At 56.9% G+C, this 15633-nt stretch carries 12 protein-coding genes; all 12 read right to left on the bottom strand.

Features of this window, described 5'->3' with window-relative positions; translation table 11 throughout:
* Positions 1-305 precede the first annotated feature (305 nt).
* Positions 306-1610: a tyrosine--tRNA ligase gene (gene tyrS / locus HMPREF2845_RS03875; protein WP_005507143.1), complete on the bottom strand. Its 1305-nt coding sequence runs from the start codon at positions 1608-1610 to the stop codon at positions 306-308.
* Between the two features lie 158 nt (positions 1611-1768).
* Positions 1769-4063 carry a HelD family protein gene (locus HMPREF2845_RS03870; protein WP_070633939.1) on the bottom strand — a complete coding sequence of 765 codons (2295 nt, stop codon included), beginning with the start codon at positions 4061-4063 and terminating at the stop codon, positions 1769-1771.
* A gap of 201 nt (positions 4064-4264) precedes the next feature.
* Complete coding sequence (locus tag HMPREF2845_RS03865; RefSeq protein WP_049350164.1) at positions 4265-4840, bottom strand: adenine phosphoribosyltransferase; 576 nt, start codon at positions 4838-4840, stop codon at positions 4265-4267.
* A 134-nt stretch (positions 4841-4974) separates the two neighbouring features.
* Positions 4975-6579 carry an AMP-binding protein gene (locus tag HMPREF2845_RS03860; RefSeq protein ID WP_070633938.1) on the bottom strand — a complete coding sequence of 535 codons (1605 nt, stop codon included), beginning with the start codon at positions 6577-6579 and terminating at the stop codon, positions 4975-4977.
* A 151-nt stretch (positions 6580-6730) separates the two neighbouring features.
* Positions 6731-7216, bottom strand: a complete 486-nt coding sequence (locus HMPREF2845_RS03855) for an arginine repressor (protein ID WP_044150633.1) — start codon at positions 7214-7216, stop codon at positions 6731-6733.
* Positions 7217-7611: 395 nt separating this feature from the next.
* Entirely contained in the window at positions 7612-8394 is a 783-nt protein-coding gene (locus HMPREF2845_RS03850) for a hypothetical protein (RefSeq protein ID WP_070633937.1), read from the bottom strand.
* Positions 8395-8586: 192 nt separating this feature from the next.
* On the bottom strand, positions 8587-11157 hold the full coding sequence (gene pheT, locus HMPREF2845_RS03845) for a phenylalanine--tRNA ligase subunit beta (RefSeq protein ID WP_070633936.1): 2571 nt from the start codon (positions 11155-11157) through the stop codon (positions 8587-8589).
* A gap of 3 nt (positions 11158-11160) precedes the next feature.
* Positions 11161-12288 carry a phenylalanine--tRNA ligase subunit alpha gene (gene pheS, locus HMPREF2845_RS03840; RefSeq protein WP_005507134.1) on the bottom strand — a complete coding sequence of 376 codons (1128 nt, stop codon included), beginning with the start codon at positions 12286-12288 and terminating at the stop codon, positions 11161-11163.
* A 235-nt stretch (positions 12289-12523) separates the two neighbouring features.
* Entirely contained in the window at positions 12524-13045 is a 522-nt protein-coding gene (locus HMPREF2845_RS03835) for a hypothetical protein (RefSeq protein WP_049345343.1), read from the bottom strand.
* Between the two features lie 315 nt (positions 13046-13360).
* Complete coding sequence (locus HMPREF2845_RS03830; RefSeq protein ID WP_049350159.1) at positions 13361-13843, bottom strand: (deoxy)nucleoside triphosphate pyrophosphohydrolase; 483 nt, start codon at positions 13841-13843, stop codon at positions 13361-13363.
* 16 nt (positions 13844-13859) lie between these two features.
* Positions 13860-14675 (bottom strand): DUF421 domain-containing protein, encoded by an 816-nt coding sequence (locus HMPREF2845_RS03825; RefSeq protein WP_070633935.1) that lies wholly within the window; start codon positions 14673-14675, stop codon positions 13860-13862.
* An 18-nt stretch (positions 14676-14693) separates the two neighbouring features.
* Complete coding sequence (locus tag HMPREF2845_RS03820; protein WP_005507873.1) at positions 14694-15614, bottom strand: cation diffusion facilitator family transporter; 921 nt, start codon at positions 15612-15614, stop codon at positions 14694-14696.
* Positions 15615-15633: the final 19 nt, after the last annotated feature.

The raw sequence follows: 15633 nt of genomic DNA, 5'->3' as shown, positions 1-15633 counted from the left end.
TAAAAAATCTTTAAAAAACTTCCAAAAAACCTTAAAAATCTGCGAATTCCCCTTTCGGGAGCCCCAAAACAGGGTCGAAAGGCGCCCAAAGCCCTCGCCAACAAAGACAAACCAAGAAACCCCAGAGCCAGAGGGCAGCAGAGCGATACAAGAAGAGCCCCTCCTGACGGAGGGGCTCTGTGTATATAGGGAATGTATATAGGGAACAGAAAAGGAGGGGCACTCCCCCACCGAACATTCAGTACCGAACACTCAGCAGAGAAGATCCCCTCCCCCTCTATATGTATAGAGAAAGTCAGAAAAGACTAAACAAGCTCTACAGCGCCCTGGTTCTTCTTGCCACGGCGAACCATCGCAAAACGACCGTGCAGCAGATCATCCTTAGAAATAGCTGCGTCCTCGCCCTGAACCTTCACGCCGTTCACCGAAGCGCCGCCCTCCTTCAGAATGCGACGAGCCTCAGAGTTAGACTTCGCAAAGCCCAGCTCAGTCAGAACAGAAATCATGTCCAGACGGTCCTCGGACAGCTTAGCCGAAGGAAGCTCAGCAACCACAGACTCCAAGGTAGCCTCATCCAGAGCAGCGAAATCGCCCTTACCAAACAAAGCCTCCGAAGCAGCCACAGCCTGATCAGTAGCCTCAGTACCGTGAACCAGCGAAGTCACCAGGTACGCCAGAGTCTTCTGAGCCTCACGCTTAAACGGCTCCTTCTCAACCTTCTCCGCAAACTCAGCAATCTCAGCACGAGTCAAGAAAGTGAACACCTTCAGGCGATCCAGCACATCCGCATCCGCAGTGTTCAGCCAGAACTGGTAGAAAGCGTACGGCGAGCACATCTGCGGGTTCAGCCAAATAGCGTTACCCTCGCTCTTACCGAACTTAGTGCCATCAGAGTTAGTAATCAGCGGGGTACCAATAGCGTGAACGCTCTTACCCTCCACCTTACGAATCAGCTCGGTACCGCTGGTCAGGTTACCCCACTGATCAGAACCACCGGTCTGCAGAGTACAACCGAAACGACGGTTCAGCTCCAAGAAGTCCAAGCCCTGCAGAATCTGATACGAAAACTCGGTGTACGAAATGCCCTCATCAGAGTTCAGGCGCTTCGCAACAATCTCCTTCTTCACCATGGTGCCCACGCGGAAGTGCTTACCAACATCGCGTAGCAGCTGCAGAGCAGACATCTGACCGCTCCAGTCCAAGTTATTCACCATGCGGGCTGCATTCTCACCCTCGAAAGAGAGGAAACGCTCAATCTGAGCACGCAGAGACTTAACCCACTCAGCAACAACCTCAGGAGAGTTCAGCACACGCTCAGACGTCTGACGCGGATCACCAATCAAACCGGTGAAACCACCCACCAGACCCAGCGGCTTGTGACCGGCCAGCTGCAGACGACGCATCACCAGCAGCTGCACCAGGTGACCCAGGTGCAAAGAAGCCGCAGTCGGATCATAACCCGTATAGAAAGTCAGGCTCTCCTCGCTCAGCGCCTTCTCCAGAGCAGCCTCATCAGTGCTCACGTGCACCAGGCCGCGCCACTTCAGCTCCTGCCAAATATTCTCGAAGGTATCGTCATTATGCTGCGCGTTGAGGATCTCGGCAGACATGCTTCTCCCATTCACAAGGTAACAACGCCCGAAGGCGCTCGAACAAAATATGTAACAAGCCTAGCACCGCACCGGCACAAACGCTCAGAAAAACCCAGGCGAGCGCCCAAACCGGTGCGGCACCGGCTCAAAGAAATAACAAGAAAGGTACTACAGAGCTACAGACCCGCGGGCATCCGCGAACCCACCATGTGCAGGCGCTGAGTCGGACGAGTCATCGACACGTACAAGTCACCCACAGCACCACCAGCATCATCGATCAGCTGCTGCGGCTCAACAATCACCACAACATCAAACTCAAGGCCCTTCGCCTCCCACGGAGTCAGAACCAGCACCTGATTCTCCAACGCAGTCTGCGCGGTACCCGTACGATCAGCATGAGCACGAGCCACGGCCTGAGCCGTCTGAACATACAGGCTCGGCGGGCACACCACACCAATCAGAGCGCCGCCCGAATGAGCGACTTCCTCGCTGACCACGGACACGGTCTGCTCCACAACAGACTCGGCGGCAACCTCATGAACCAGCGGAGGCCACTGGCCCTCACGCACCGCACGAGGTGCAGACACCTCATAACCAGCAGCCTGAGCAACCGATACCGCTGCCTCAGCAATCTGAGCCGGAGTACGGTAATTAATCGTCAGCTCCTCCAGAGTGAAACGCTCACCCACAAACGGCTCCAACGCCTGCGACCACGACGAAGCAGCCGCAGCAGAAGAGGCCTGTGCAATATCGCCCACAATCGTAAACGACTTCATCGGGCAACGACGCATCAGCAAACGCCACTGCATGGGCGAGAGCTCCTGGGCCTCATCCACCACAATATGGCCATACGCCCACGTACGATCAGCAGACGCCGCAGCCGCAGCAGTCATACGCTCGCCACGAACCTCATTCATCATCGCAATCTGCTCAGGAGTAATCACGCCATCAGCGCCAATATCCTCCAGCGACTGGTGAACATTCTCCAAAGCCTTCGCCGCATTCTCAAGGTTCGCACGATGCTCCGCCGCAGCACGAGCCGCAGCAGCCGCACCGGTCACCTTCGAAAAATCACCCAAAAGCTCAGCAGCCTCATCCAGCAGAGGAACATCAGCCTCCGTGAAGGGGGCATCCGCCGGGCGAGCCAGCAGCTCACGCTCAGCCTTCGACAACTCACGAGTCGCAGACTCCAGATAGTGCGGCTTCGAAAACAGCGAGCGCAACAGAGTCTCCGGCGACAGCGGCATCCACGCCAGGTTCAAGGCACGGCGCACATCCATCGAAGCACGCACATCATCTTGCAGATACGGACGCTCCACCACACGACCCGCCGCACGGTTCAGCTGATCATCCAGCTTCGCGGTCAGCTCCTTCAACAGAATCTTCACGAACGTCTCACGAGCCTCATTATGCGGCTTGCCCGTCGAACGAGCACGAGAACGAGCCGAACGAACCATCTCCGGAGTCAGCTCAACATCAGTACCCTCAACATTCAGACGCTGAACCTGAGCCGGCACCTTCTGACGATCCGCCACCGCACGTTTAATAACCTTCACCATGCGCAAATCGCCCTTCAACGCGGCAACCGCGCGGTCCTTCTCAGGCACAGCACGCAGACCCGGGTACAGGGTCGCCAACGAAGACATCACCACGCCGGTCTCGCCCAGCGACGGAAGCACACGCTCGATGTACCACATGAACGAATTCGACGGACCAACCACCAGCACGCCAGCCTTCGACAGGCGCTCACGGTTCGTGTACAGCAGATACGCCGCACGATGCAGCGCCACAGCGGTCTTACCGGTACCGGGACCACCCTGCACCACGCGCACACCCGGCAGCTCCGAGCGGATAATCGCATCCTGCTCAGCCTGAATCGTCGCCACAATATCGCCCATGCGGCCGGTACGCTTCTTATTCAACGCCGCCAGCAGAGCACCCTCACCGTGAAGGGAATCCTCATCCTGCAGCATCTCCGAATCGAAGACCTCATCCTCAATATTGACGACAGTACGGCCCTCAAGCATCAGGTGACGGCGGCGGCGCACACCCATCGGCTGGAACGCAGTCGCCTGATAGAACGTACCCGCCTCCGGGGCACGCCAGTCCATCAGCAGACGCTGCTGATTGCTATCCGTAATACCAATACGACCGATATAACGCACCGCATCAGCGCCCTCACGGTCCATATCCAAACGACCAAACGTCAGACGAGAATCCACAGCATTCAGCTGCGCCAAACGATCCTCATAGTGAGTAGCAAAAGAGTCACGCTCCGAACGGTTCTGATGACCGCCCACCGCCTGATTCTTACGCACAGCAGCCAGCTTCTCAGCCGTCTCCTCACGGAGCTCATCCAGGCGAGCATACACGCGAGCAACATACTCACGTTCCGCAGCCATCTGCTCAGCAAACAGCTTCTCAGCCGCCGAAGAATCAGCAGACTGCTGGGGTAAAGATTCAGATGACACGTAAGCTCCTTAAACCTATGGTGTCTCAAAGACAGGGCGCGACAGGCACCCAAAAATACGGGTCACTATTTTACAGGACAGGCTCCGAAGGGTAGAAATATTACCCCCACAGAAAAGTGCCCCACCGGCTCAACCGGCAGGGCACCCCTCATCACTATCAGCTACACACCCAAAGGGCGGTAAGCCTCAAACTCTATAAAACTACTTCGACGGCAGCGGGTACTCAGACACCAAGCTCAGCGTCTCAAGACGGTAACCGTCCAGCGCCTCACGACCGCCCAGACCCTCCAGCTCCAGAAGAGCACCAACGCCGGCAACCTTCAGGTTCGCGCGCTCCACCAGCTTCGCGGCGGCAACCAGGGTACCGCCAGTTGCCAGCAGATCATCCAGCAGAAGAACACGAGTGCCCGGCGCGAAATCATTACAGTGAATCTCAATCGCCGCGCTACCGTACTCCAACGCATACTCCTCACGGTACGTCTCACGCGGAAGCTTACCCGCCTTACGAACCGTCATAATGCCGGTGCCGGTAGCGTACGCGAGCGCAGAAGCCAGCAAGAAACCGCGAGCCTCAACACCAGCCACCACATCAAACTGACCCTCAAAACGAGTAGCCAGCTCATCAATGCACGCCTTGAACACCTCAGCATTAGCGAAGAGAGTGGTCACATCGTAAAAGAGGATACCCTCGTGCGGGTAATTCGGAATCGTAGCGCAAGCAGTCGGAATCAACTGCTCAATAGGGGTTCGCGAAGCCTCAGAAGCGGGAACGCTCATGCTCTCTCTTTCGTGAAGGGGATAGCCCCGGAAAAAACGCCCGGGAACAATAACGCGGTAGAAGCCGCCTACAAAATTCTACCCTCTTCACCCGCTCTTGTCCTCAGATGAGAGATAAGAACCATCTGCCGGGATTAGCCCCGCTGAATCACAACCCGCAAGTCACGCTTAAGAATCTTGCCGGTCGGCCCCAGCGGCATGCTCTCCACCATCACGTAGCGGCGAGGATACTTATACGCCGCCAAACGAGTGCGCGCCAACGCATTCAACTCCGCCTGCAGCACACCCTCATCAGCACCCGGACGCGGCTTGACCACGGCGACAACCTCCTCGCCCACACGCTCATCCGGCACGCCCAACACAGCTACCGACTGCACCTGCTCATGGGTATAGAGAATATCCTCAATCTCACGCGGATACACCGAATAGCCGTTACGCAGAACCATGTCCTTAATACGGTCCACAATAAAAATATTGCCCTGCTCATCAACACGAGCAACGTCGCCGGTCGCAAACCACTCGCCGTCAAAAACCTCAGCAGTAGCCGCAGGATTATTCCAGTAGCCAGCCATCACGTTCTCGCCGCGTACCCACAGCTGACCGCTCACACCCGGCGCGCACTCGGAACCCTGCGGGCAACGGACCTGCACCTGCACGCCCGGCAGCACACGACCCACCGAACCGAGCACCATGCCGAACTCCGCCTGATTAAACGAAACCACCGGCGACGTCTCGCTCAAACCGTAGCCCTCATACACCGGGCACTCAATCAGCGTTTTCAACGCAGAATGCACCGGCGCAGGCAGCGGCGAACCACCCGAAATGCCGAACCGGATGCGACCACGCAGCGAGCGCGCACGCTCAGGCTCAGCCTCCAGCGCCGCCGCCAACGACACATACATGCTCGGGACCGCGGCCAACACCGACACCACGGCACGCTCCATCAGATTCAGCGCGCCATCAGGGGTAAAACGCGGCAGCAAAGCCACCGTAGCCGACGCCGCAAACGCCGCGTTCATCGACACCGTCTGACCAAACGCATGGAACAGCGGAAGACCACCAAAAATGACATCATCAGCGGTGAAACCAAAAACGCTCACGCAGCTACGAGCATTCGAGAGGATATTCGCGTGAGTCAGAGTCGCGCCCTTCGGCTTGCCCGTCGTACCCGAAGTGTAGAGAATAATCGCCGGATCACTCGCCGCCACCGGGACAGGCTCCAGAACAGCAGCTGACGGAACAGCATCCGACAGCGCACTATCGGCAGGCGCATCAAAAGGAGCCACCGGTGAACCCTCTCCCCCGGTGAAAATCTCGCAACGAACCGAACCGTTCTTCACCGGCACCGTCGAGAGTGCCTCCGACGCCAGACGAGTACCCGCAAAAGCAAAAAGCACCTTCGCCCCGCTATCGCGCAGATGATACTCCAGCTCAGCACCCGACAACAGCGGATTCAACGGAACACAAATAGCACCCGCAGCCACAATGCCGTAATACAACGCCGGCATCAACGCCACATTCGGCATAGACAACGCCACACGGTCACCACGCTCAACACCGAGCGCCTCCAGATGACGCTGAACCTGCGAGGCGGCAGACGCCAACTGCGCGTAGCTCACCAGCTGCATATCAGCAGATTCGGAAGCAGGAATCGCCAAAGCAGCCTTAGCCCCGGCAGACGATGCCGCCTCCGCTAAAAGATAGGCAATATTGTTCGCTGAATCGTGCATTTCAGACATGATAAAAACTCTCACCACAGAAAAATCGGTATATCTAGAAAAGAAGAAGCCAAGATAGAAGCCCGGAAAAGAGCCCGAAGACAGCAGAAGGGCGTACCTTCAGCCGCTCCCCCGACACATCAGAGGAACAGCACAAGATACGCCCCAGCTACTACTGAGCAGCAGACCAATCCAAGAAGCTCTCCGCCAGCGCAGCCCCACCATTGGGGTCACGAGTCACAACAATGACCGTATCGTCACCGGCGATAGTGCCCATAATCGCCTCAAGACCGCCCTGGTCAATCGACGAAGCCAAGAACTGCGCAGCACCCGGAGGAGTACGCAGAACCGTAATATTCGCCGAACCCTCAGCGGTAATCAGCAGCTCCTTGAACAGGGAAATCATACGGGCGTCAGGTGCAGTGCCGCCGCCACGACGAGCAGGGTAATTCGGCACAGCATAAATCAAGCCGGCGCCTTCATCACGGATGCGCTCAGCGCCAATTTCAACAAGATCACGGGAAAGGGTCGCTTGAGTAACCTTCATACCATCATCGGTCAGGTACTGCGCCAGTTCAGCCTGGGAGCGGACACGTCGGGTCTGCAGCAATTCAACGATGCGTGCCTGACGCGCGATCTTGGTCGAGGGGAAAGGCATAATATCTCTTCTTCCTACGGTGCCAATCACGAATTCAGAACGGAGCTGCCCAACGGTGGCGCAGCGCAACATTCTTCACTACCCAAGATAATACATATGCACATAAATATGCGCACCAAATATGGATTATTCCAAGATATGGGGGAATTTTCAGGGTTTATCTCATCAGCTGTCACACACGCCACCACGAAAACAGCGTGTATCTACACATTCGGGCGCATAACCTCGCAATGAATGCATAGTGTGCAAGAACATTCTGGGCTGGCGCGCCGAACCGAGCAAGAAGCCTCCGGCAGGCGAGCGCGAAAAAGGAGCCCGCCTCCAGCAACACCACGTGCGCCAGAAACAGGCTCCTTCAGCAAAACTTCGAGGTGAATCCTCAGGACTCAGAACGCCTAGCGCTCATCCTCCACCAGACCATCCAAGTCCTCATACTCAACATCGCGCGAACGGCGGTTCAGCCACACAGCAAAACCAAGACCCAGCAAAAGCACCAGCACCGCACCAACAATACTTGCGATACCGGCAAAACGCTCAGCGTTCACGCTTGCCTCAGTCACAGGCTTCAACGTGCCCTTCTCAGCGGTGTAGACAACCTCAAGGCTGCCGTTCTTCTCCACCAGCAGGCCGTCCACCTCACGCGGGAACTCAGAAGGAACATCACCAGTCTGCGAACCACGGAACTCAATCGAAGCACCCGAAGTCACCTGGTACTTATCCTTCAGGTTCGACACGTACGTCTTACCGTTCAGAGCGTCATCAGCCGGCAGGTTGCCCTTATAACGAGCCACATTACCCTTCGTAATTAGGTCAGGAGTCAAATCCTGGTAAGTACCCTGAATAACCCAGCTCTTACCGGCATACTCGGCGTTATTATTGACCGACGCAAACGCGCGGACACCCACAACAGCCAAAACAATGGAAAGAATAACCGCAACTGCAGCAGAAAGAACCGACAACCAGTTCACACCCGGGCGGTCATCCAGCTCTTCCTCACTCATTGCGAATAGGGAGGAGTTCTCTTCCTCATCGTCGTAATCCTCGTAATCCTCGTACTCCTCATATTCATGGTCTTCATACTCAGAGTCATCGTACTGAGAATCCTCGAAATAGGTTTCTTCGATCTCAGCAGACTGCGACAGCTCGTCCTGCTCGCGCGAGTTCTCTCGATTAGCCATTACTCTCTCCCTCACTTCATCTATCTTCTAGGGTACCCATAACCACATGAGTTCACCAAGGAAAGCGCTTATCAGCGCTTCATGAACACACTAAACAGGTAAACCCACGATGCAACGCCAAAAGCTACGGGGTGGGAGCCAGCGACTCCCACCCCGTCAGCACTAGGCACTACGCCATAGGGTTAGACCCGGTTAGACACGCGGTTCCGCACCCAGCTGCTCAACAGTCGCAGCCACAGCAGCCTCACGAGCAGCCGATGCCTCATCAGCAGTCAGCGTACGATCCGGCGCGCGGAAACGCAGAGCAAACGCCAAAGACTTCTTCGACTCATCAATACCGACACCGCGGTAATCATCAAAGACGCGGATGTCCTCCAGCAGCTCGCCAGCGCCCTCACGCAGAACACGCTCCACCTCAGAAGCAGGCAGATCGCGGTCCACCAGAAGCGCCACGTCCTGAGTAGCAGCCGGGAAAGTCAGCACCGGAGTAGCCTGACGCGCCTCAACACGACCAGCAAACAGCGCCGAGAAATCCAGCTCAAACGCGCAAGTACGCTCAGGCAGGTTCAGCTCCTGCAGAAGCTTCGGGTGCAGCTCACCAGCGAAACCAACACGCTCACCGGCAGCGTTCAGAACCTCAGCCACACGGCCCGGGTGGAATGCAGTATGCACACCGTTACGCATCTGAATCTCAGCCGAAACAGCGTCAGCGACCAGACGCACAGCGTCCAGGGCGTCACGCCAATCGTAAGCGCGCGGAGTAGCGCCGGGCATCACCTCATGCTCAGTACCTGCAAACAGGCCAGCAATGAAAGTGGGCTGATGCGGAATACCGGCATTCAAATCAGCCAGAACCTCATCCGAAGGACGAGCACCCAGCGGCGGAATAGACTCCGAACCCAGCTGCTCACCCGGGATGAACACGTGACCCGCCTCAAAAATAGCCAGGTTCTTGAAACCGCGAGACAGGTTACGCTTCAGAACCTCAACCAGGCCCGGCAGCAGCGAGCGGCGCATCCAGCCCTCAGCCGAAGAAATCGGGTTCTCCAGGCGAACCGAAGGAACCTCAGTCACCGGGTTCTCAGGGGTGCTCACCCACGGAGCCGACCACAGGTTGTTCGCATCAGCCGACACGAAGGGGTACGCGAAAACCTCAGTCAGGCCCGAAGCCGCCAGCGCGTTCAGCGCACGACGCTTACCCGCCTGCTCCGGAGTGTAACCGCGACCCGCAGGAGCCACCGGCAGAGTCGAGGGGATGTTCTCGTAACCGTCAATACGTGCGATTTCCTCGGTCAGGTCTTCCTTCGCGCGCAGGTCGGTACGCCACGACGGGACAGTCACAGCGTAACCGGACTCGGTACGCTCCACCGAGCAACCAATCTCACGCAGGCAAGACTCAATCTGCTCCGGCGAGTAATCCACGCCGATACGACCGGCAGTGTAATCAGCGGGCAGGTCAATCACGACCGGCTCATAGCCGAGGGACACATCGGTCACGCCCGGCTCAACCTGAGCGCCAGCCAGCTCAACCAGCAGCTCAACCGCACGCTGAGCAGCCGCAGCCTGAATCTGCGGATCCACGCCACGCTCGAAACGCTTCGACGCCTCAGAAATCAGCTTGTGACGGCGAGCAGTACGAGCCACCGACACCTCGTCAAAACGAGCAGCCTCAACCAGAATGCGGGTGGTCGAATCGGTCACCTCAGTGGAGGCGCCGCCCATCACACCGGCAAGACCAATCACGCCCGAATCATCAGCGATAACGATGTCCTCGGGGTGCAGAGTACGCTCCACACCATCCAGGGTCACCAGCTTCTCACCAGCAGCGGCGCGGCGCACCACAATCTCGCCCTGAACCTTGTCAGCGTCATAGAAGTGCAGCGGCTGGCCGGTCTCCAGCATCACGTAGTTCGAAATATCCACCGGCAGCGACAGCGAGCGCACACCCGCCAGACGCAGACGCGAAGACATCCAGGTCGGAACCGGCGCATCCGCCTTCACGCCCGAAACCTCACGCATCACGAAACGAGTGCAGCCCGGGTTACCGTGAATCGGGGCGTCATCACGCAGAGAAACCGGGTGACCGGACTCGTTCGCCTCCGGGGCGCGCTCGCCGTACGCCAGCACAAAATCCTCAAAGGAAGAACCGGTAGCGTGGCACCACTCGCGAGCGATACCGCGCAGAGAGAACGCGTAACCGCGGTCCGGAGTCACGTTCACCTCAGCAGCCTGATCGTACAGACCCAGCAGCTCCATCGCGTCGGTGCCGACCTCCGGGTCCAGGCCCAGAGTCGAAAGCACCAGAATGCCGCCGTGATCATCGCCAATACCCAGCTCACGGGTAGAGGCAATCATGCCAGCCGACTTGTGACCGTAAGTCTTACGGGCAGTAATCGCGAAACCACCGGGCAGAACAGCGCCGGGCAGGGTCACAACAACCTTGTCGCCGGGCTTGAAATTGTGGGCACCACAAATAATGCCCTGAACGCCGGAAGGCTCAATGCCCTTACCGGTCAGAGTCTGCTCCTGGCCCTCCGGAACCACACGCACCTGGCACCAGTTCACGGTCTTGCCGTTAGAGTGAGTCTCCGGCTCCATAGAGAGCACCTGGCCAACCACAATTGGTCCGGACAGCTCATCAGAGGGGCGGTGAACGTCTTCTTCTTCCAGGCCAACCTTCACCAGGGTTGCCATCAAATCTTCAGCCGAAGCATCCTCAGCTACAGGCACGAACTCGCGCAGCCATGACAGGGGTACACGCATAATTTAGATCTCCATCCCGAACTGCTCAGAGAAACGGATGTCGCCTTCAACCATGTCATGCATGTCAGCGACGTTGTTACGGAACATGAGGGTACGTTCAATACCCATACCGAAAGCGAAGCCCGAGTACTCCTCAGGATCAATACCCGCAGCACGCAAAACGTTGGGGTTCACCATGCCGCAACCGCCCCACTCAATCCACTGCGGGCCGCCCTTAGCGTTCGGGTGCCACAAATCCAGCTCAGCGGAAGGCTCAGTGAACGGGAAGAAGTTCGGGCGCAGGCGAATCTTAGCGTCCTCACCGAACATGGCGCGTGCCATGTACTCCAGGGTGCCCTTCAGATCAGCCATGGTCAGGCCCTTATCCACGGCAAGACCCTCAATCTGGTGGAAGACCGGAGTATGGGTCGCGTCCAGCTCATCGGTGCGGTACACCTGACCCGGGCACACAATGTACAGCGGCAACTCGCGAGAAAGCAGCGAGCGCATCTGCACCGGCGAAGTGTGGGTGCGCAGCAGCAGGTGAGCGTTCTTCGGTTCAACGTAGAAAGTGTCCTGCATTTCGCGTGCCGGGTGATCCGGCTTAATGTTCAGAGCGTCAAAGTTGTACCACTCAGACTCCAGCTCCGGGCCGTCAGCAACTTCCCAACCCATACCAACGAAAATGTCGGTCAGGCGCTCCTGCATCAGAGCAATCGGGTGGCGACCGCCCAGAGAACGGCGAGGCGACGCAGCCGAAACATCCACAGCCTCCTCAGCCAGGATGCGAGCCTCACGCTCAGCCTCCAGCTCAGCGGTACGAGCCTCAATAGCCTCAGTCAGAGCCGCACGAGCCTGACCCATCAGCTTACCCACCGGGCCCTTGTGCTGGTTCTGAAGATCACGCATCTGGCGGTTAGCGATGCTCATGATGCCCTTCTCACCGAAGAAGCTCAGGCGCACCTCCTTGAGGCTGTCAAAGTCCTTAGCCTTCTCGCGAATCTCCTGCTTGGCGCGCTCACGCTCAGCCTCAAAAGCCTCACGGATAGCGTCCAAACCGTTCTCGGGGTTCTCCTCCAGAACCTGCGCAATGCGGGCGAGAACCTGAGCCGGGCCGTTAAGACCCTCGTGTTCCTGCACGGAATCGGTCATTGTCACTCTTCTCTGCATACCACCGGCACTATGCCGGCTGGCTCGTTATACACCTTAGGCAGCACCATCTGCTCTCCCCCGGCTACCCGCACAGGGTGCGGAGCAGGGTTGGCGACGGGCGCATATCCTATCCATTTTAGACCAGAGAACGAAGCGCAAACAGCAGAACGCCCGGATAGTCCATCCGGGCGTTCTTAGGTATATAGCCTCAACAACAACGTTGAAGAGGGTACTTCTACTTCAGAGCCTGCTTCACAGCCGGGTCGAAAGAAGCACGAATCCACAGCACGTTCGCAATGAACCATGCCGCGTACAGGGGCACGAAGCCGTAGCGCTGAGCGTCAATGACATTACCAATCAGAGACAGAATCGCCACGAACGCACCCAGAATTGCAAAAATCAGACCGACAGTCAGGCCCAGACGCTTGCCCTTCTGAATCGTGAAGTAGACCCAGATGTACACAACCGCAGAAACAACCAGCAGACCGATACCATCTGCAGCACCGACCTCCGGCAGACCCTTCAGCGGGGACAGGTTACCCGGTGCGAACGAGGAAATAACACCGTGGATAAAGCAGAGCAGCGCGGAGACAATCATAATCTCCTGCAGACGCAGAATCTTCGGGTGCTTGGTCGGCGAGTGGAACAGAATTCCGCGCGGCTCAGCGCCGCCTTCCTGAATATAAATAGCTTGAGTGTCCGAGGGAACCGCGTCGGAGCGGTAGGCACCCGGATCAAACGGGGGTTGAGCAGTCATCATTGTCTCCCAATACGTATGTGATTTCTCCCTCAATACTACCCGCCTACCGATTGGTTTCCAAAGTATGTATCCGTGTCGAACCCATATGTGACAAAATCCCCACCCCCACAAATACACAAGTCAGAATCACCTGGCGCATAAATCACCCTCAAAATATGAATAAAGGCGGGACTCCTCATAGGGAATCCCGCCTTCAAACAGCGTCAAAAAAGATGTAGAAAATTTATCACACTACCGCCGCGAGTTTGTCACATAACGGTGACTTAGCCTCGCAACGAGCCAACACAGAGTCTTAGCGCCACAGCACTAGGATTACGCCTCGCCAGTACCTGTATCCTGCAGCTGCTGCAGAAGAGCCGAAACAATCGGCAAATCCGCCGGAATCCACGGCAAACCCAGCAAATCATCGTACGCCTGCGCGTCATCCTTAGACTTCGGCAACGACATCCACCGCAGCGCGCTGTGATCTTCCAAAGTATCCGGAGTACCCGAAAGAATCTCCGCAAAGAACACGCGCATCGCCAGACGCTCGCTCAGACGCCAGCCCTGCGGGTACGCGCCGGGCACCTCAGCACCCAAACGCGCCTGCACGCCCAGCTCCTCCTTCAGCTCACGCACCAGCGCCTGCTCGCAGCTCTCCCCCGGCTCGACCTTACCGCCCGGGAACTCCCACATGCCGGCAACAGTCTGCGGCTCAGAACGCTGAGCCACCAGCATACGGGTCGGAGCCTCCAAAGAATCAACCACGGCGGCGCCAACCACCTGAACCTCAAACGAGGGCGACACTTCACTCATCTTTCTCTACCTTCTTCTACGCTTTAGAATCCTTCGTCGGATGCGCATCCTCAGCAGCGTGCTCCGCTACTTCCTTCTTAGCATCCTCAGTATCCTCCGGCTCAGGAGCTTCCTCCACGCCTTCCTGCCACTCTTCTTCCTTATCATTCATATTCGAGGCTTCTGCCACCTCACGGCGAATAGTAGTGCCGTCATTGAGCAGAATGAGCAGGCGGTTACCGTTCTTGAACTCCATGAGGAAGACATCCTCAAGTTCGACCTCAGCCGCACGCAACTGCAGGTACACCCAATCCTCGGTCTTGTGCGCATCCGCGATATCGCGAGTGACCAAGCTACCCTTCACAATCAGAGCAAAGTTCGGCACACCGTCACCCTTACGAATCACACTCAGCACACCGTTCGGTTCAATCTGAGCGAACTCAATGTCTTCCAGGTCGTAAATACCCTGCGCACGAAGGTCAGCAATCAGGCGCATCGGATCAAGAACCACATCTGCCTGCTGGAAGCTCTTAATATCGATATCACCATCCGTAATGACCGGCACGCGCTGCTCACGCACCGCCATATGCAGAAAACGAATCTTCGTGGTCGCCACGTTCAGCAGCTGAATCATGCACAGCGTAAACACCATGTAGATGACAAAGTAGAACAGGCTAATCTGCTTGCTGTACAACACGCCACCGAACACACCACCGATGACAAAGTTACCGATGGTATCAATCGGGGTCTGGTGCCCCGCCTGAGAACGGTGAGTCAGACGCAGGTACACCAAAAGAATGATCAGGCCAATGAAAATCTTTAGCAAACCATCAACGATCATCTCAACGGTCATAACAAAAATCTCCTAGAACTAAGCCCGGAAAATATCCGGCTCCAAATAAATGATGCGCGCCGCAGGAACAGCCTCACGAATACGCACCTCAGCAGCGTCAATCTCATCAGCTACCGCACGACCGGTGTCAGCATCATGAATACGAATCTTTGCCGCCACCAGAATCTCCTCAGGACCCAAGTGCACGGTCTTAATGTGGATAATGCGCTCGCTATCGCCATCCTCAATCGCCGCACGAATCTTCGCCAAATCCTCCGGAGAAGCAGCCTCACCCAAAATCAGGGACTTCATCTCCACCGCAAGGAACACAGCAATAAAGACCAGCAGCACACCAATAGCCAGGGTACCGAACGCATCCCACAGACCATTACCGGTCAACAGAGTCAGACCCACACCAAAGAGCGCAAAAATCAGACCCAGCAGCGCACCCGCATCCTCCAGCAGAAGCACCGGAAGCTCCGGGTTCTTCGAAGTACGCAAGAAACGCATCCAGCTCTGCTTGCCCTTCAGATCACGCGACTCCTTCACCGCCACGCGGAACGAATTACCCTCCAGCAGAATCGAACCCACCAGAACAGCCACCGGAACCCACTGCCACTCAGTAATACCGTGCGGGTCATGCAGCTTCTCATAACCCTCATACAGAGCGAACAAGCCACCCAGGGCAAAGATAATAATCGAAACAATAAACGCGTAAATATAGCGGTTACGGCCATAACCAAACGGGTGCTCCTCATCAGCCTGCTTCTGCGAAGCGCGACCGCCCAGAAGAAGCAAAAGCTGATTACCCGAGTCAGCCACCGAGTGAATAGCCTCCGCCAACATCGACGAAGAACGAGTCAGCGCAAAAGCCAAAAACTTCAGCACCGCAATACCCAGATTCGCACCCAGCGCGGCAATAATCGCGCCCGAACCCGAATGACCAGAAGGAGCAGACATATTTTCCCTTTCTCAGCCC

The organism is Rothia sp. HMSC065B04 (assembly GCF_001812285.1).
In the GTDB taxonomy this organism is placed as follows: domain Bacteria; phylum Actinomycetota; class Actinomycetes; order Actinomycetales; family Micrococcaceae; genus Rothia; species Rothia mucilaginosa.
Note: the sequence above shows the minus strand (reverse complement) of the source record. Positions and strands in the feature narration are given on the sequence as shown.